Here is a 19,151-nt window from a genome sequence, read left to right on the forward strand (position 1 = left end):
AGCACAAAAAAGCCAAGCATCACGCTTGGCTTTTTTGTGCCTAGGCACTCAATTAATACCGTTTAATGCTTTGGTCTTTGCCAATGTAATCTTGATGCACGGGGAATTTATCATGGCTATCGAATTGTTTACGATCTTCAAAGTAACTGGTTAGCGTGCGACGTACCGCTTCAAAGGCGATGCTATCCCATGGAATGTCTTCTTCACTAAATAACGCACAATCAAGACTCTCAGAGCCAATACCATAAGCGCCATCTTTGAGATCGTTCAAGTAAATCGCATAAATTTGCCCAATATCAGGGATATCATAGAGGCAGTATAGATGGGGGTTGGTCACCACCGCTTCAGCTTCTTCAAAGCTCTCACGCGCCGCGCCATCAGCGATAGTTTCGCCATTCTCCATAAAGCCTGCTGGTATCGTCCATAAGCCATATTGTGGCTCAATCGCTCGGCGGCATAGCAGTACTCGGCCCTTGTGAACGACCAATGAGCCACAGATGACCTTTGGGTTTTCGTAGTGAATATAGCCACAATTTGGGCAGACCAAACGCGGGATATTATCGGTGGCCGGTATTTTACGTTCAGCCTCGTGGCCACATTGTAGACAATAGCGCATATAAACTGCCTTGTTATTATGATAAGAAAGGATATAGGGTGTCACTGTAATAGCTTGGGTGTGCAGCGTTATACTTAGGGTGCAACAGTCATGCTGCCGTACGATCGTAAATAATAGCCATTACCTTAAGATAGCACATATTTTCTTTGCACAGAATGATGATAACAGTAATGTATAGTCAGAGCACTTTTAAACCGCTACGGTGTTACCCGTCCTAGATGTACTCAGTGTACTATCTGCGGTCGATCGCCTTTTAGCGATTCTAAAATTCCTTGACTATATCATTTCACCGCAGAGACGTTATTTTTTGCTATAAAACAAAGGCTCTCAATTAATTCTTGTGATACAAATAGGCAGTCACATAAATAGCATGCAGTAAACAGGCGATTGCGCTAATCTAGATTGAGACATTATTTTGGGTCTTTAATTAGCACACGCTCTAGGGCATGTCCTCAATACTATGTTCCTTGTTTGACGGCAATTTACCTAATTTTTATCACCATTTTTAAAATGAGGACACACCCTAGAAATTATTAAATAATTTAATGATAAATCTATAGATTTGATGACGATAACTATCGTTTTATGACTATTATTTTTATGAATATTGTTTTTATGACTATTGTTTTTATGAATATCTTATTGTGACAAAGCTTTATACTGATAAAAATACAAGGCAATTATAATGTTACTTCCCCCGCAGTCTGTAAGTTTTGATGAATTGTCAGTCGCTGTGCCAGACTTTATTCGTTATCCCACTATTAGAAAATTGGCAGAGCGAGTGCAGCATGAGACATTAAATGCTGTCACCAGTCCAGCAATGTACAATGCTTGTGGCACCTCTCGTCGCACTCGCATTTTAGACAGCTTATATCAGACACCCATTGCCGATGCCTCAGTATTGGTTGCCATCACCCATGAACGCCATCCTAAGCTGCTATTGACACGCCGTGCTGCCCACATGAATAGTCATGCTGGCGAGGTATCTTGTGCAGGCGGTAAGCATGAAGCTGGCGATGGTAACAATGTCGTTACCGCATTACGTGAGGCTTGCGAAGAGACTGCGCTACCACCCAATAAAGTCCAGCTACTCGGTCAATTGCCGATCCAAACGTCCAAAAGCGGTATGAGTGTGCGTCCGATTGTCGCGCTTATTGCACCAGATTTAGTATTAGTACCTGAGCTTGGCGAAATCTCACGCATTTTTTGGGCAGATTTTGAAACCTTATTAACTCAGCCCACCGTAGAGTATGCGATAGAATATGCGATGCAAGATCAAATGGCGACCATCCTTACGCCCAGCTGGCAAGTGGATGGTGAAACAGTATGGGGTTTAACAGGACGAGTCATCGCTAGCTTATTAGAAACGGGGTTTGATCGGCAGCTTGAGTGGTATTACCGTATACAAGATACGCGCAATTAACACGCAGGGCAGTTGAGTTTTTCGCTTAAAATGTTCAACAGACCCTAGTCATCATTACTTATAGTAGTCGTCATTTTTTTTGAGCCACCAATTCATATTGTCTTGCCGCTTGGCACGGAACGCTTCTAATTTATGCGCCACAGCTTGATTGTGCTGGCGCGCCGTGTCGAGAGCAAAAAGAATCGGTACTGACGATAAGACGCCAAAGCGGATTTTCGATTTTGGCAAATCCAAGCCGTCGCCGATATCGTCACCGACTAGTGTCCGTGTCACACTGGCATTGACCATTTCAACGAAACGCCCACGGCGATTGTCTTCTCCCATCAGCTGACGCGGCAAATCATGCAGGGCTTTTGCTAGCGGCTGTCCCATCTTAAAATCAAGCTGTTGAATCGATAAATAAGTATATAACCACTCCCAGCAAGCCGCTTCATCTTTTGGCAAGCGCTTTAAATCAACGCCCATCCAGTAGCTGGCCAGATTCCATAAATGCAAAATCCCTTCTGCTTCCTCGGAACTGATGCGTGCACCCAGTAGGCGTAGGCCGCGCATAATCAACAATGAAAACTGCAAATGCGTAGCAATCATATCGGTTTGATTAATAGGAAGACCCCAATAATCTGTGTTCCAGCTGCCATCTGGATTATGATGCTGGTCGGCATTTGCTATGACACCTTTAGCAGCATTGCCTTTACCTTTAAGCAGGTTTTGCCGCACCAGTGTATGGATTTGCCGTACCTGAATGGACTGCCGCCACCCCTCAGAGCCAATCGCTAGCACTTGCTCGATGGGCTGGCGGTCGTTAGCCATATTTGCAGTTGATTGTGGATGCTCAGAGACCGCTAGAATATAAGCATAAGTACGCATCAAGCGCGGTAGCGCATCGTGCATCAAAGCACCGGTTTGAATCAAAGGCAAGGAAAGGGCAGGGATGCTATAGCCAGCCATCAGCGCGACGTTACGAAGTAGCCAAATAAGCATCAGCGGATAACGTCGATAGGCGACTGCGCCAATTTGCGCAAGCTTAGGATCAAACCAATCAGGATGGCTGCTAAATTGTTCAGTTAAGGCGTTAAACGAAGGGTGGGTTATGGGGTCATAGGTCGGAGTATCGTCAAGAATGATGTGCTGTAAGGGTTTAGAAAAACGAATACCGTCAGCCGCTAAATCATCTGCGAGTGGATCACCGATATCATAGCCCGCGACTATCTCGTTTAATAAGTCTTGCGAGATGGCAAAGTCTTTTGGTAATAAATAACGCTTAATGCGCTTTAGGACCTGTAAGTCACTATGATCGTCGACAGCAGTGGTACGGCCATGACGCTGATAAGAAGTTGCTGACTGACGATAGGTGTCTAAATCTAAACCATTGTGCTTTTTGTTCATATTTATCTCTACACCTATCGCGTGCGTCTGTTGCTTACCGATTACCTCATTACCTCATTAGTCCATCAATCGAATTAATGACGGGTCAGATCTACCGAGGTACTGTTAATGTCTTCTTTTAGCGTTGCTTTGAGCATCATGTAACCGGCGATACCAGAGACAATTGAACCCATGATAATACCCAAACGCTCATCGAATAAGGTCGTGTCGCCTGCGAATGCTAAGCCACCGATGAACAAACTCATGGTAAAACCAACCCCGCATAGTAAGGATGCACCGTAGATTTGCTTAAAGTTCATCCCTCGTGGCATGGTCGAGATGCCAAGTTTAAAGATTAACCAGCACATTATCATCACGCCCAGTTGCTTACCGATGAAAAGACCAGCGGCGATACCTAGCGGCACTGAGTGAAATAATTCAGCGAAGCCTGCACCTTTGAGCGAGATACCCGAGTTGGCAAACGCAAACAGCGGCAAAATACCAAAGGCAACGGTGTTGTGTAGATCATGTTCTAGCTCTTCTACTGGCGAGTGCTCAGGATCAGTACGATCGAACATAGGAATAAATAACGCTAACACCACCCCTGCCAATGTCGCATGAATACCAGATTTGAGTACCGCAATCCACATAATCACGCCGATGAGTAGATAAGGGGTGATGCTCGTCACATTGCGACGATTGAGTAAATATAAAAACGGTAGACACAAACCAGCGACAGCTAATGAGCCCAGTGACAAGTCGTTGGTATAAAATAAGGCGATGATTAAAATGGCACCAATGTCATCAAAAATAGCAATAGACACCAAAAACACCTTTAATGAGTTTGGCACACGATTGCCAAGCAGGCTTAAGATACCCAAAGCAAAAGCGATGTCTGTCGCCGCAGGGATCGCCCAACCTTTCCAAAAATCAGGTTCATTATAGTTAAAGAGCAAATAGACAATGGCGGGCATAATCATGCCACCCAGTGCCGCTCCAGCAGGCAGGATAATCTGCTTAATGTTAGAGAGCTCACCAATCAAGACTTCACGCTTTAGCTCAAGTCCGACTAAGAAAAAGAAAATAGCCATCAGACCATCATTGATCCAATGATGCGCATCTTTGGCAATACCAAATTCGCCAATACGAATGGATACAGGGGCATGAATAAAAGCCTCATACCAAACGCTGAGGGGACTATTGGCAATGATCATTGCAGCAATGGCAGCCAATGCTAAAATGATACCGCCTGCTGCCTCAAATTCGAAAAATGCCTTAATTCTTTTTATTGCCATATCATCCTCATTTACTAAATACAATTTGCTAAATAATGCAATAACCTCAAGTATCTATACTGTTAAATTGGACAGTGTCGCAGATAGACGTTAACAGTTTCTCATAATCTCATTCATATACACAACAAAATCCGTCAAACTGAAACCATAAACCTATCTTACCCTATTAATAAGAGCGAAATGCCAGCGCGATGACGAGAGGCAAAGCAGGAATAAATCATAAAATCTGTCATTAATAAAAATATTATTCTTAAATATTTCAATAACCTGTTAGACAAATCTAGCAGACTTCAGCTCGTTTTTGGCTTTTTTTAGTCTTTTATCTCTATAATGAGCGGCATTGCGCAGTGTTCTGTCACAGCTTTGATACATATCAGCAGTACTATTGGCTAGCTACTAGCAAAGTTGGTAGCAACACTTATAGTGATCATTTATTCTTATTTCTCAAAGCCAGTTCTTAAAGCCAGTTTTTAGGGCTTCTTCATTTTTCATCATAAAGTTTACAGGTCGGTATTATGGACTTATCATTCTCTCTAGAGATTATTTTAATGCTGACAGCCGTGGCAGCGCTGGCAGGTTTTATTGACGCTATCGCAGGTGGTGGTGGCTTATTGACCATACCAGCCATGCTACTAGCCAATATTCCCCCAGTGCTAACGCTGGGCACCAACAAGCTGCAAGCCGCTTCAGGTGCGCTAGCAGCGTCCATTACGATGATTAGAAAAGGGGTCGTCAAGCCACAACGTATCAAGGTGGCCATTATTGCTGCTTTTATCGGTTCGGTTATCGGTACGATCGCCGTACAGATGTCACCACCTGATTTGCTCGAAAAGCTGATTCCGTTTTTAATCGCAGCGATTGGTCTCTATACTTTATTTGCGCCCAGACTTGGTGAAGTAGAAGCCGCACCGCGTATCTCAGAAGGCAAATGGCAAAAAGTCGTGGCACCTTTAATTGGTTTTTATGATGGTTATATCGGCCCAGGAACTGGCATGTTCTTTGCGCTTGGTAATGTGGCTTTGCGCGGTCGTCAGATCATTGAAGCGACAGGCGCGGCAAAGGTCTTGAACTTATCGACCAATATTGGCTCGCTGATTTTCTTTATTTTGGGCGGTAATGTATTGTGGAAAGTGGGGCTAGCAATGATGGTTGGGCAAACGATAGGTGCGTATTTTGGCTCGCACATGGTGGTTAAAGGCGGTAGTAAGCTGATTCGTCCGATGATTGTATTGGTGTGTTTTGCCATGTTGACCAAATACGTTTTTGGTTAAATAACAATAAATAATCTTATATGTCTCAAAAAAACCTCAGCCGATTTGGCTGAGGTTTTTTATTTTATGAACGTCTATTTATAGTCGATTCAATTTAAAAGTAGTACAAGGCAACCGAGTGTAGATGTATATGTGATACTTCAAGCGAGGTTAACGCTGTAATACTTTTATAGTGGAATGACTATAGCAGTGTTGATTAGCGACGACGATCTACATCATCATACTCACTACCCATGATGCCATCACTAAAGACTTCAGAGAATTCACGCTCGTTGTCTTCATCAATATGACCGTCAAATACGTCTTTCGCGCCAGCGTCAGGATCGTTATAAATAGCCAGATCCATTTTGCCTTCTGATTTTGCCACGATAGCAGTTACTGCCGCATCACCACCAACGTTGACAGCAGTACGTAACATATCGAGGATACGATCCACACCTAAGATTAAGCCAATACCTTCGATTGGTAAGCCAACTTGAGCAAATACCATAGAGAGCATGATCAGACCAACACCAGGAACACCAGCAGTACCAACAGACGCCAGTACCGACATCAAGATAACCGTCAGATACTCGGTCACGCCCAAATCAATACCATAAATATTGGCAATGAAGATGGTCGCTGTACCTTGCATGATAGCCGTACCATCCATGTTGATGGTGGCACCAAAAGGAACGGTAAACGAAGCGACAGAGTTATTCACACCCATACGCTTGGTAACGGTACGCAAGGTAATAGGAATCGTCGCGTTTGAGCTTGATGTACTAAAAGCAAAGATCTGAACTTCGCGCATTTTTGCCAAAAAGGTCTTGATAGACAAGCCTGAAGCAAGCTTAAGTACAATCATCATGGTGATAAAGAAATGGAAGGCCAATGAACCGACCAATACCGCAACATAACCAAGTAATGACCAAATTAAGTCTAAACCAAGTTCAGCCATCGCCTTGGTCAATAGGGCAAATACACCATATGGTGCAAGGTTCATAATGATCGTCACCATCTTTAAGATGACTTCATTAATTAATTCTAAGCTTTGTACTAAGCCTTTGGCAGGCTTACCAACCATCAGAATACTGACACCGATGAGAATCGCAAAGAAAATAATCGACAACATATCACCATTTGCCATCGCGCTGATGGGGTTGGATGGGATGATGTTTGAGAAAACATCAAGCAATGGCGGCGCTGAAGCGGCTTCAAAAGTGGCGTCAGTGCCAATGTTCATGCCCTTGCCGATACCAAATAGCGAGCCAAGTCCAATCGCCGTCGCAATAGCAAGCGCGGTGGTGAACATATAAATCATAAAGGTTTTGGTACCGATACGACCAAGCAAGCGAATATCACCAATACCGCACACACCACAAATCAATGAGATAAGTACTAGCGGTACGACCAACATTTTGAGTGAGTTAACAAATAGCTTGCCAATAATAGCGAGGAAGCCATTTGTAATATACGTATTAACAAAGCCGCCTTCAGCGTTTAGTCCTGAATAGTTTATAAACAAACCCAGTATGATACCGAGCGCCATGGCAACCATGATCTTGCCGGTCAGTCCCATATTTTTCCACATAACCTCTATCCTTTTATATGCAACGCTCAGTAGTCAGTACGGCAATAAATCAATATATCTATGATTGTTGTCTCAACGCCTGATGGTGTTACGTCTATATGTTTTTGTGTATTACTTAGTGTCAGTTTTTTTGACAATATAAAATAATTGTTAAGGGTACTGCAAGATTTTTTTATCATTTAAATATCGTGACATTAGCAATTTTTTCCGTTTCACTTATTTTATTGTCATAATAAAGACCTTAAATGCGAGTAAAGTGCATGTTAAATAGTAAATATAGACGGCAATTTTTTTGGCAAAAAAAGCGAGACCGCCTATTTTAGACGGTCTCGCTTGTGCTTATTTATCTGATTGATTTAAATAACTTTTTGACAGTAAGGGTTTCGTATGATTAAAAGGTTAAAGCGATATCTATCATAAATAGACGCCTGTCAGTGATTGCCTGTACCTTTAAACCTTTAAACCTTTAAACCTTTAAACCTTTAAACCTTACACCTTTAGACCTTGTCGCTTTCATCACGACGGAGGCCATCTTGCCATTTGCTATCCTTGACTACCTCAGGTTGAGTATTGGTTGAAGTAGACTCTGAAGCGTTAGATACTTCAGAGTCTGCTTTATTCAGACCATGATTATAGCTCATACGCTGGTTAAGGGTTGATTCGGCATCACGATAACGAGGGTCAAGTGCTTCTGCTTCTGGATCAGATGCCTCAAAATGCGTTTGCCCGCGTACCTCTTCGACGGTACTTTGCTCATCCACCATTTTTACATCGCCATCGCTCTCATAGCCATGATCAGGGTTGGCATCACCCGTTTGATCTTGAGGATCTGTGGCTACCATCGTGTTACTAGGCTCTGTGCCATTTTTTGCTTGAGCCTCATTTTTTAACTGCGCATAATCAGTCAGCTTGTGCACGGCGTTCTCTAGGGTATGTGGGTTTTCACGCTTTTGCGCTTTCAATAGATGTCCATCGAACACATCTGTTAATAATGAATCAAACCGTAGCCCATTATATTGAATCAGTTTTTCAGCTTCTTCTTCAGTGATATCACCATTTTGGCTGGCATAGACCACATGATCTTCGAAGGTTAAGCCTTCAAAGCTGTCTTTATGCTCTGCTTTTTTGAATTTCTGCCACAAGGGTTCAATGTCAAGTAAGGTTTGATACGCATGCTCCATGCGACCGCTGACATCATCAGGCAAGGTATTATAATAGACCATGGTCTTGAGATAATCACGGAATGGGTTGGCTTCATGGTCATCCATAAACACATCACCCAGTTTGGTTTTTAGCTCATCGCTCGCTGGAGTAAAGATGCGACCACTCGGGAAAGTCACAAAGCTGACGACACCCGCCGCCATACGATTTGGGAAGTTGGCAAAGAAAGAAACAAAGGCTTCTTGAATGGTATAGAGGCTGTTTTGTAGCGCGACCTCGGCATGTAAGCGCTCGGCTTCTGATTTGCTGCCGTGCTCATAAAACTGCAAAATCGCGGTCGCAATGAACAAGTGACCATGAATATCTGCCAAACGACCAGAGAGCATCTCTTTGCGCTTCAAGTCACCAGCTAACAATCCTAAGGCCATGTCAGCTGTCAAGGCAAAGCTAGCACTTAGACGGTTGATATGCTTGTAATAAGGGCGGGTAAAGTCATCGGCAAAGCTTGGCGCATCGCTACTGCCACCAATATAACCAGCGATAAAGGCTTTTGCCCCGCGGTTAAAGGTATAACCCAAATGTTTAAAGAATAACGTATCGAACTCTTTGGTCACAGATTCTTTGTCTTCACTTTGCAAGAGTTGTAATTCGTCAAATAAATACGGATGACAACGCATCGCCCCTTGACCAAAGATCATCAAAGAACGCGTTAAGATGTTGGCACCTTCAACAGTGATAGAAACGGGAATCGCTTGGTATGGCGTCGCCAAAAAGTTACGTGGCCCCATTTGTACAGCGCGTCCACCGACGACATCCATACCATCGTTGACTACACTGCGCATAGTTTCTGTCGCATAGTATTTTGCCATTGCCGTCATAACCGATGGCGTACCACCTTGGTTGAGTCCGCAAGTGACCAAATGACGGAACGCTTCTAACATATAAGTATTACTTGCCATACGGCTAGTGGCGTCTTGTACACCTTCAAATTTACCTACTGATATCTTGAACTGCTCACGAACTTTGGCAAACGCACCAACCGACAGATAAGTCATCTCACTTGCTGAAGTAGATAAGGCTGGTAGAGAGATACCGCGACCCACACCCAGACATTCCATCAGCATGCGCCAACCGCGCCCAGCATTTTCAACACCACCGATGATATAATCTAGCGGGATAAAGACGTCTGTGCCATCGACTGTACCATTCATAAATGGTGAGCCGATTGGGTTATGACGCGGCCCTGTGATGACCCCTTCGTGGCTAGCAGGAACCAACGCACACGTAATGCCGTAATCGGTTTTGTTAGGATCACCAAGTAGACCTTCGGGATCGTGCATTTTAAATGCTAACCCAACCACAGTAGCGATAGGGGCAAGGGTAATCCAGCGCTTAGAAAAGTTCATACGCAGACCAAGCATTTGCTCGCCTTCGTGAGTCCCGTAACACACCACACCTGTATCAGGAATAGCGCCAGCATCCGAACCGGCCTCAGGACCAGTTAGACCAAAGCATGGCACTTCTTCGCCTTTTGCTAAACCGGGTAGCCAGCGTTGCTTTTGCGCGTCCGTCCCATAATGCATGAGCAGCTCACCAGGGCCGAGTGAGTTTGGCACCATACAGGTCACGGCTGCGGTCGGTGAGCGCGAGGCAATTTTACTCATTACCCTACTTTGGGCATACGAGCTAAACTCAAGACCACCAAACTCTTTAGGAATAATCAGACCTAAGAAGCCATTGGCTTTAATAAATTGCCATGCCTCAGGCGACAGGTCTTTATCTTCGTGCTGAATTTTCCATTCATCAAGCATGGCGCACAGCACTTCTACTTCATTGTCTATAAAGCTTTGTTCTTCTTCTGACAGTTTTGGATACGGGTAATTGGCAAAAGTGTCCCAGTTCGGCGAACCCATGAATAGCTCTTTTTCCCACCAGCTCGTACCCGCATCGAGAGCTTCACGCTCAGTATCACTCATGCTTGGCATTGCGCCAGCGAGTATTTTATAGACAGGCTTGGTAATCAATGACTGACGGATAGGCGCGACAAGCAGCACCAAACACAATAGCAATATCGGTATGCCTAAAATAAGTGACCATGGACTGATGATGGCGGTCACGACCACGGTAATAATGGCGACGATACTACCAGTGACGCGCGATAGAGACAGCAAAAAGATGGCCAAAACTGTGGCTAACTGTATGATTACTGCCAAAATAAATAAGCCAACTGCCATGACTGTCTCCTTGGTAAAACCTAACTGGAAAATGAGGTAAAGCTCAGAAAAAGATTATATTAAGAAAGCATCTTATTTAAAATAATGGGTTTTAAATCAATTAACTTTGAATCTAAAACCTTTTAAAATAAACAATGTCATTATTTTTATAGCAATCATATTAAAAATCTATTGGTGAACAAACTTATAAACGTCTATCACAACGTCATTCTGACTCAAAGAATCGTTCTTGAGTCAAAAAAATGCGATAAAACTAGGATTGCTGACCATTAGAAATATACATTTGATGCTCTACAAAAACTAATAAATCAAAATATAAATAACTGAGCGAAAGTTAGCTACTAATATGAAATAGTTATCGATAACTATCAATAGCGAAAGTGCTATTCTGTGTCGAGGATATGTATCATATTCTAGATATATCGCCAATAAACCAGCGTTATAATTGATTCAAGATAACGGCGTTTTCATTGTCAAAGTATTATGGCGTTAACTCGCTTCAAGTATGGTGTATAAATCTTTACTCGAATATTTTTCGACTAACCGAAAGGCGCTAAGCAGCTTTCGGCATAAGATAATGTCTGATTGCGTCCAACGATGATGTGGTCAATTAAGGACAAGTCTATTAAATCGCAGGCTTTCTTTAGCTCGTAGGTCAATAGATTGTCTGCCGTTGAAGGGGTCGCATCGGTATGCGGATGGTTGTGCGCGACGATGAGTTGACTGGCAGCATGGCTCAACGCATGACGGAGTACGTGTTTGATACAGACCGAGCACGACGAAATACCGCCAGTAAACAGTATTTCAAAGTTTAGCAGGTTTAGCGCATTGTCTAAGCAAAGGACGGCAAAGACTTCACGGTGCTCACCGCGCAATTGAGTGCTGATATAGTCCTTGACGACTTGTGAGCGTCCCAGTGCTTGACCTGTCTTTAGCTTACTGTCTAAATAACGCGTACCCATCTCAAGCGACGCCAATATTTGTGCGTACTTGGCAGGGCCGATACCATGACAAGCAAGCACAGTCTGTGGCGGCGCTGCTAAGAGTTCGGCAAGACTGCCAAACTGATCGATCAGATGACGTGCCAGCTCAATTGCCGACTGTGACTGCGTGCCAGTGCGTAAAAATATCGCCAATATCTCAGCATCTGTTAAGTGAGCGGCGCCAAATTTTAGCAGTTTTTCTCGTGGTCTATCATCTTCATGCCAGTCTTTAATCGCCATTGTCACTCCTTAATGAGGGTTGGATGCTAGATATATGATATAAATGCGGAAAACGTTACCCAACTTATCTCATAATTGTTACTATAAGCGCAATTTTATCTTTCAATTTTTTTACTGATGCCACGCTTATGTCGAATGTTATCCTTGCTATCACCGGCGGTATCGCCGCTTATAAATCTGCTATATTTGCCCGTCTGCTAATCAAGGCAGGCTTTGATGTGCGTGTCATTATGACCACAGGTGCGCAGGCTTTTATTACGCCATTGACCCTACAGGCATTGACTGGTAATGAGGTGCATACGTCCTTACTTGATGAGCAGGCAGAGGCGGGGATGGGTCATATCGAGCTTGCTAAGTGGGCGGACTTGATCGTCATTGCGCCAACCTCTGCCAATACACTGGCGCGCCTCGCGATGGGCATGGCTGATGATTTGTTGGCGACTGTGTGCTTAGCGACGACGGCGCCCGTTATTATTGCTCCAGCGATGAACCAGCAAATGTGGGCGCATCCAGCGGTGAATCTGAACGTTCAGACCCTACGCGATATGAATTATCAAATCATTCAACCTGCTAGCGGTGAGCAAGCCTGCGGTGATGTGGGAGCAGGGCGATTGCCTGAACCTGAGCAGCTATTGGCAGAAGTATTATTATTTAACGCGATGCAAACCACACCGCAATTATTGACAGGTAAAAGAGTAGTGATTACTGCTGGACCAACTGTCGAAGCGATTGATCCGGTACGCTATTTGTCTAATCACTCTACTGGCAAGATGGGCTTTGCATTAGCACGTGCGTGCGTGGCTGCTGGTGCAGACGTTATTTTGATTGCGGGTGGCAAAGTGGCACTGCCGACACCGCTGAATGTCACGCGCATTGATGTGTTGTCGGCTAAAGAGATGCTGATAGCAGCTCAGCAGTGCGTGGATGGTACGCACAGTGCGCTACAGTATGTGCCTGAAGATGAGCACGACCATTCTCACGATCACAGCCATGAACATGCGCATCAACATGAACATCATGGCGAGTGTGATTGCGGCGATGATCATAGCCACAGTCATAATCACAGCCATGAGATTGATGATGAGCATTATTCTCATAGCGAGAATCAAAATGTAATGGCGGATATCTTTATTGCCACTGCGGCTGTCGCCGACTATCGTACTGAAGAAGCTGCCCCGCAAAAAATCAAAAAGACCCAAGATGCGATGACGCTGAGCTTGGTCAAAAACCCTGATATCTTAGCGACGATTTCGCTTGCGCATCCAGCATTGTTTATCGTTGGTTTTGCGGCAGAAACGCAAGATATCGAGCGCTATGCTCGCGGTAAGCTGGTGGCTAAAGATTTAGATTTGATCGCTTGCAATGATGTTTCACGAGCAGACATTGGTTTCGCCAGTGACAACAATGCCATGCAGGTATTTTTCTCAGAGCGTTATAAGCAAGCGGCAGTGACGTTGGAGAAGGCGAGCAAGGATAAGATTGCCGAGCAGTTGGCTGGCATCATTGGTGAGACAATATGGCAACGCCACAATGGTCACAGTGCCTAGTTATGTCACTCTTAATCCAAATATTAGGTCTTAATATTTATGGCTAATATAATGGATAGTGATAGCACCCAGACGTTGTTACTGATAGTAATCTTTGCGCTGGCATCGTTGCTACATGGTATTAGTGGGCTGGGTGTGACGTTGGTGACGACCACTGCGCTTGCTAGCATCTACCCGTTACCACATGCCATTGTGCTAGTTATCTTCCCCTCGTTATTGCTTAATGCCATGACTTGGCTCGCGGGTGGCGGGCGCACAATCTGGCAAAATTTCATCTATTACGGCAGGCGCTATTGGTTACTGGCGTTGACCAGCTTACTTGGTAGTATTCTAGGCGCGAAGCTCTTGCTATGGGTCGATAGCGCCTATATTTTATTGCTATTGGCAGCGGTTATTGGTTTTTACGTCATAAGCAGCTTGCTTGGTAAGCAACTCCGGCTACCTGCCACCAAGCCTGTGTTAATCATCGTGGGCTTTAGTGCAGGTGTGATTGGCGGCTCGACCAATGCTATGTCGACCATATTGATGATGTATCTACTGTCTGCCAGCGATGATAAGAACACCATCGCCAAAGTCGGCAACATGTGCTATTTCTTAGGTAAAATTGCCCAAATCATTGTATTACGTGAGCCTATTATGGCGCTCAGCAGTGGTGAATGGCAGCTGATTACTTTGCTCAGTGTTTTATCTATTGCCGCCCTTTTAGTTGGTATCCGCTTACGTCGTTATTTACCACAAGCACGCTTTCGTCAGCTTATTTTATTGATTCTCACGGTGCTTGGGCTGCGTGTCGGCTGGCAGGGGATTGTAGCGTTTTTATAAAATGGCTCGTGAAGTAGCTGGCTGTTTAGATGCTATTTTATGCGCGTGTTATTCTGTTATTTCATCAAAAAATATTTGCTGCGCCAAACGAAACGTATTGCAGTGCGCTTCAACCACATCTTCAATATCTTCTGAATAGCCGCCACCCATCACGATAGCGATAGGAATTTTAGCGGCTTTTGCTTGGCGTAACACATATTCATCACGCGCCTTACAACCTTCTATCGTCAGCCCAAGTTTTCCCAACTTATCGGTCGCCAGTACATCGACAGCAGACTGATAAAAGATCATATCTGGTGCAACGTCGCTCATTAAGCGCGGTAGTGTGTCTTCTAATATCTGTAAATACTCAGCATCACCAGTATCGTTGGCAAGTTCAATATCTAGGTCAGATATTTCTTTGCGAAATGGATAGTTCTTTGCGCCATGCATGCTAAACACAAAAACCCGTGGCTCATTCGTCATGATACGGGCATTGCCGTTGCCTTGATGCACATCCAAATCGACCACCAAAATCTTTTGCGCCTGTCCACGATTTAATAATAAATTACTCGCGATACAAACATCATTAAACACGCAAAAGCCCTCGCCATGATCGGCAAATGCATGGTGCGTACCGCCGGCAACATTCATCGCCACGCCATATTGCTGAGCATAAAGCGCACATTCGTAAGTCGCATGGGCAATATGACGACCACGATTGACTAAAGCTTCGGTCATCTCAAAGCCGATAGGGCGTGCTTCCTTGCGCGGTAAGGTTTGGGTTTTAAGCTTATACCAATAGTCCGTAGTATGAGTGGTCAAAATCTCCTCTTCGCTTAATCGCGCAGGCGCAAAAAAATTAACCGTACTGATAGTGCCTTCAGCCAATAGCCGCTCAGGAACCATGGTGTATTTTTGCATGGGAAAACGGTGCTTTTCAGGCACGGCATATCGAAAAATATCAGAGTAAGCAATTTTGAGCATAGCGTTAAAGGATGTCTTTGTTGAGAGGGGTTTTAAGGATAGATAGGTTTAAGCGCTTTGAAAGTAAGGTATTGGTGAGAAATTGTAAAAACCGAAAATATCTATTGTGATCAGCTGATTACTGAACAAACTGCGTTGGCAAAAAGAAGGTTTTAGAATCTGATTGTTGACGCAGCTCTATTAATAAAGTCTGCATGTCTTCAGCAGGATCTTGGTTATTGAGCAAATCACTAAACAGCTCATTTGCCACAGTGGTCATTGCAATGACACTTTGTAGTAAATGCTCGATAATTTCGTCATTAATACCAACAGTTTCGACATCGACAGCGTGTTTATAGCGTATCTCGCCATCGTTGATATCCATTTCTAGGTTACCAATCAGCATGTCATAATTGATCTGAGTAATCAGTAGCATCGCGGCACTTTGATGACTTTCTGGTATTAAAAATGGCAAAATGCCATAGACTGCCAGTAGCTTGGTTTTTTCTTGCACCCGAAATAGATAGCCGCAGTTCAGTTGTTTATGACGCATTCTCAGCGACAAATGATGCGTTGTTTGGTTGTCACTGCTTTTATCGCCACTGGTTTGGGGTCGATAGTGAGTATAGTGCCATTGCTTATCATTAAAGTACTGTTTTAGGCAGTCGACAATGGAAGTGTCATTAGGCTCGTGTTGTGATGCTTTTAATTTTGCCTCAGCTTGAGAACGCTCGCTGTCATTATTATCACGCTGACCGAAAAAACTGCCAGTAGAGTCAGCCGTATTTGCCTCATCGCTATTACGAGTGTTGGCGCTAGAGATTCCGGCCTGCATCAGATCAAGATCAATTTCATCGTCAGCCGCTGATGACTGCGTCGACAAGTTTGCGCCATCGACAACAGACTGCGGTGCTGAGGCAGTCAGTAACCGTTTGAGTTTTTGCCACAAGCTGAGTTTGTTACGTTGACTCATAAGTATTGTGCTGACAAGTAAATGGATGATATTAAAAACTGACCACTAAGTAAAAAACAGTCAGTTACTTATTGTTAAACATCAAACCCTCTTTGATAGAGGGCTGTGCATAAAATGCTTGCAACATCTCACGTATATGCGCTGTAAACCACTCGCTTTCAATGGCATCATGTATCATAGGCAATAGAGCGGTACTCAATTGCGTCATGGCTTGCTCATCTATATATAAACTCGCGGCTACCGTTGCCATGCTATCGCCTTGATGGTTGGCATACCACGTATCGATGCTGGCTGACACGAGGCTGTGCAGATAAGGCGACATGCGCAGGCGGTTATAGCTCTGTTGGATGCTGGCTTCGATATGCTCGATACTACTATTACCAGGCTCATCACTTAAATAATTTTGCAGTTGGCTAATCGGCTGATCTTTGATTCTTGCCCAACCGCTTACTAGTAACCGAGCGACTTCGTCATTTGATAAGTGCTCTTGAGCATTGGCTTCTGCACGACGTGCTAAGTCTTTAATATTACGATGCAAATACGTCTGTAGTTTTTCATCAAGATTTCTATTGGTCGCCTTTTCAAAAGAGCTGCGCCCAAACTTCATCAGTTTGCCAGCAGCGCCTGCTTTATCCAGCGTGGTTTCCATAAAGTCGTTGATCGCGTGATAGAGCGTTTGTGTCAGCAAATCTGCAAAAGTCTCGTTGCCAACCAGCGTATGAATCAAGATATTACGCTGCTGCTCATGGCTACCCACATAATCGGCTAGGGTCTGCACTTGAGTGTCATCCACCAGCTCAGACAACGGCACATTGTCATTGACGGGATGATAAATAATCGTATGCAAGATATCGCGAATATCTTTACGTATCACATCCGTCATCGGCTGGTTAAGTAGCCAATCGTTGATCAGATGTTGCAAATCATCGGCGCTGACATATTTATTCAATGGCTGGGCAGCAAACCACTGCCAAGCCTCTATGCTTAGCGGTTCTGCTTGTTGCCGCAACCATTGCTGTATAAACGCAACTTGCGCGTCGACTAAGCTGTCTATTGTTAGCGCTGGCGTATCTAAATTTTGGCTATCTTTTGAAGTCTGCATAGGTTTTGAGGTCATAGTTATCGACAATTTGTTATACTGTGTGGTTGGGGTAAGCATAAAGTATTATGCCACGAACATGATATTTGTTGGTGATGAATATTGACTGCTGCTTGAGAAATAATAAGAGGTTTGAATGACAGCTCTGAATACCGCCTTACTTACGCTTGATGAGCTGACCGTTCAGCGCGGTGAAATCCCTCTATGTGAAGGCGTTGCGCTCGATTTACCGGCGGGCAGTATTTGTCACTTGATTGGTGCTAATGGTACAGGCAAAACGACGCTACTGATGCAGCTGGCTGGATTATTACCAGTGTTGGAAGGTCAAGTTTACTATCAAGGATTGGCAAGTTTACCGGTTCAGCCTTTATATGTGTCGCATCAGTTGGGCATACATCCAAATTTGACGGTCGCGCAAAATCTGACCTTTTTGCTGAATTTATACGGTATTAGCCCAAGTGTTGCTGATATTGATGACGCCCTTTCTTGGGTCGGACTGCAAGGCTTTGAGACGATTAGCTCAAGCCATTTATCTGCTGGACAAACCCGCCGTATCACCCTTGCACGGCTTTACTTATTGACCTCTGAGGTGACACCGTTATGGCTACTTGATGAGCCTTTTACTGCTCTTGATGTCGATATGGTGGCGCGGATTGAAGACAGATTACGCGAATTTGCCAATGCTGGCGGTGCTATATTAATGACCAGTCATCAGGCAGTCGGCGTAGCCAACCAAGTGCTCGATTTGTCCGATTATATGGTTTGAATGCTAGGGCGTGTCATCAGTATAAATGTGCCAAGCATCCGTGGAAGAGCGAATAAATGATAGAAACAGACAATCCAGTACAAGTAGCGAATAAAAGCTCAAACGTTAGCGCATCGGCTGCGCGCGGTATCAGCTTTGTGCAGTTATGGCGACGCGAGTGGCACGTGAAGCAGCAAGGAGCGGTACAGTGGTTGTACCCTTTGGTGCTGTTCTTAGTGATTATTACCTTATTCCCACTAGCGGTTGGTAGTGAGCCTGCGCTATTGCAGCGCCTTGGCGTGTCGGCGGTGTGGATTGCCGCTCTGTTGTCATTGGTGATGGGTGTCGATGGCTTGTTTAAGCCTGCTCTTGATAATGGTACGCTGGCACAATTGGTCGTTGCCAAAGCGTCGCTGCCGTTATGGGTGTTGATTCGTTTGGTTATCCATTGGATCTTTAGTAGTGGTATTGTGGCAGCGCTGAGTTTGCTTGCCGTGCCATTGTTTCAGCTTAGCTGGTTTGAGGCGTGGATATTGATGGCTTCTATTGTGACAGGCAGTCCGATGTTATTGATGTTATCAGCAGTTGCCAGTAGTTTGACGCTGTCATTGAAAAATGGCGCGGTGCTGGTGCCTTTGATTGCTTTGCCGATGCAGTTACCGGTATTGATTTTTGCCACTGGAGCAGTTGATTTATTTGCTACTGGTCTTAATGGCTTACCGATACTGGCATTATTATTGGCAGGCAGTATTATTTCAGTATTAATCATGCCATGGGTGATTGCGATGACCTTAAAAATGTCATGGCTCAATTAAACAGTAGATTTTCTGTACTATCAAAACCCAGTCGTTTAAACCCA

The 19,151-nt window shown here is 44.4% G+C and carries 15 protein-coding genes; 6 read left to right on the forward strand and 9 right to left on the reverse strand.

Annotation, left to right across the window (positions count from 1 at the left end; genetic code table 11):
* Positions 1 to 52 precede the first annotated feature (52 nt).
* Positions 53 to 616: an NUDIX hydrolase gene (locus JMY08_RS05385; protein WP_010201656.1), complete on the reverse strand. Its 564-nt coding sequence runs from the start codon at positions 614 to 616 to the stop codon at positions 53 to 55.
* 685 nt (positions 617 to 1,301) lie between these two features.
* Between JMY08_RS05385 and JMY08_RS05390 the strand changes: the two genes are divergently transcribed.
* Positions 1,302 to 2,039, forward strand: a complete 738-nt coding sequence (locus JMY08_RS05390) for an NUDIX hydrolase (protein ID WP_201591964.1) — start codon at positions 1,302 to 1,304, stop codon at positions 2,037 to 2,039.
* Between the two features lie 54 nt (positions 2,040 to 2,093).
* On the opposite strand, the gene JMY08_RS05395 is transcribed toward JMY08_RS05390, so the two are convergent.
* Together JMY08_RS05395 and nhaA are read right to left on the reverse strand one after the other, a co-directional pair.
* Positions 2,094 to 3,425: an oxygenase MpaB family protein gene (locus JMY08_RS05395; protein ID WP_201591967.1), complete on the reverse strand. Its 1,332-nt coding sequence runs from the start codon at positions 3,423 to 3,425 to the stop codon at positions 2,094 to 2,096.
* A gap of 74 nt (positions 3,426 to 3,499) precedes the next feature.
* Positions 3,500 to 4,699, reverse strand: coding sequence for a Na+/H+ antiporter NhaA (nhaA, locus tag JMY08_RS05400; protein WP_201591970.1), 1,200 nt, complete (start codon positions 4,697 to 4,699; stop codon positions 3,500 to 3,502).
* Between the two features lie 515 nt (positions 4,700 to 5,214).
* On the opposite strand from nhaA, the gene JMY08_RS05405 reads away from it, so the two are divergent.
* Positions 5,215 to 5,970 carry a TSUP family transporter gene (locus JMY08_RS05405; RefSeq protein ID WP_189585651.1) on the forward strand — a complete coding sequence of 252 codons (756 nt, stop codon included), beginning with the start codon at positions 5,215 to 5,217 and terminating at the stop codon, positions 5,968 to 5,970.
* Between the two features lie 196 nt (positions 5,971 to 6,166).
* Here JMY08_RS05405 and JMY08_RS05410 read toward each other — a convergent pair whose 3' ends face one another.
* The 3 genes from JMY08_RS05410 to radC all read right to left on the reverse strand — a co-directional run bounded on the left by JMY08_RS05410 (position 6,167) and on the right by radC (position 12,161).
* Complete coding sequence (locus JMY08_RS05410) at positions 6,167 to 7,543, reverse strand: dicarboxylate/amino acid:cation symporter (protein ID WP_201591973.1); 1,377 nt, start codon at positions 7,541 to 7,543, stop codon at positions 6,167 to 6,169.
* 497 nt (positions 7,544 to 8,040) lie between these two features.
* Complete coding sequence (locus tag JMY08_RS05415) at positions 8,041 to 10,938, reverse strand: acyl-CoA dehydrogenase (protein ID WP_201591976.1); 2,898 nt, start codon at positions 10,936 to 10,938, stop codon at positions 8,041 to 8,043.
* A 539-nt stretch (positions 10,939 to 11,477) separates the two neighbouring features.
* Positions 11,478 to 12,161, reverse strand: a complete 684-nt coding sequence (gene radC / locus JMY08_RS05420) for a RadC family protein (protein WP_201591979.1) — start codon at positions 12,159 to 12,161, stop codon at positions 11,478 to 11,480.
* 128 nt (positions 12,162 to 12,289) lie between these two features.
* Here radC and coaBC point away from each other — a divergent pair, with 128 nt between their 5' ends.
* Together coaBC and JMY08_RS05430 are read left to right on the forward strand one after the other, a co-directional pair.
* On the forward strand, positions 12,290 to 13,708 hold the full coding sequence (gene coaBC, locus JMY08_RS05425) for a bifunctional phosphopantothenoylcysteine decarboxylase/phosphopantothenate--cysteine ligase CoaBC (RefSeq protein WP_201591982.1): 1,419 nt from the start codon (positions 12,290 to 12,292) through the stop codon (positions 13,706 to 13,708).
* A gap of 39 nt (positions 13,709 to 13,747) precedes the next feature.
* Positions 13,748 to 14,530, forward strand: coding sequence for a sulfite exporter TauE/SafE family protein (locus JMY08_RS05430; protein WP_201591996.1), 783 nt, complete (start codon positions 13,748 to 13,750; stop codon positions 14,528 to 14,530).
* 48 nt (positions 14,531 to 14,578) lie between these two features.
* Here the strand turns inward: JMY08_RS05430 and JMY08_RS05435 are convergent, their stop codons facing one another.
* The 3 genes from JMY08_RS05435 to JMY08_RS05445 form a co-directional block, all read right to left on the reverse strand.
* The gene (locus JMY08_RS05435; protein WP_201591999.1) at positions 14,579 to 15,496 is read right to left on the reverse strand and encodes a histone deacetylase; all 918 of its coding nucleotides are present in this window, start codon (positions 15,494 to 15,496) and stop codon (positions 14,579 to 14,581) included.
* A gap of 118 nt (positions 15,497 to 15,614) precedes the next feature.
* Positions 15,615 to 16,448 carry a YbjN domain-containing protein gene (locus tag JMY08_RS05440; protein ID WP_201592002.1) on the reverse strand — a complete coding sequence of 278 codons (834 nt, stop codon included), beginning with the start codon at positions 16,446 to 16,448 and terminating at the stop codon, positions 15,615 to 15,617.
* A gap of 64 nt (positions 16,449 to 16,512) precedes the next feature.
* The gene (locus JMY08_RS05445; protein ID WP_227679600.1) at positions 16,513 to 17,550 is read right to left on the reverse strand and encodes a hypothetical protein; all 1,038 of its coding nucleotides are present in this window, start codon (positions 17,548 to 17,550) and stop codon (positions 16,513 to 16,515) included.
* Between the two features lie 133 nt (positions 17,551 to 17,683).
* Here JMY08_RS05445 and ccmA point away from each other — a divergent pair, with 133 nt between their 5' ends.
* Complete coding sequence (ccmA, locus tag JMY08_RS05450; RefSeq protein ID WP_201592008.1) at positions 17,684 to 18,313, forward strand: heme ABC exporter ATP-binding protein CcmA; 630 nt, start codon at positions 17,684 to 17,686, stop codon at positions 18,311 to 18,313.
* A 56-nt stretch (positions 18,314 to 18,369) separates the two neighbouring features.
* Positions 18,370 to 19,107 carry a heme exporter protein CcmB gene (locus tag JMY08_RS05455; protein ID WP_010201640.1) on the forward strand — a complete coding sequence of 246 codons (738 nt, stop codon included), beginning with the start codon at positions 18,370 to 18,372 and terminating at the stop codon, positions 19,105 to 19,107.
* The last annotated feature ends 44 nt before the right edge of the window (positions 19,108 to 19,151 follow it).

Source organism: Psychrobacter sp. Pi2-51, from assembly GCF_904846665.1.
Lineage (GTDB): Bacteria > Pseudomonadota > Gammaproteobacteria > Pseudomonadales > Moraxellaceae > Psychrobacter > Psychrobacter glaciei.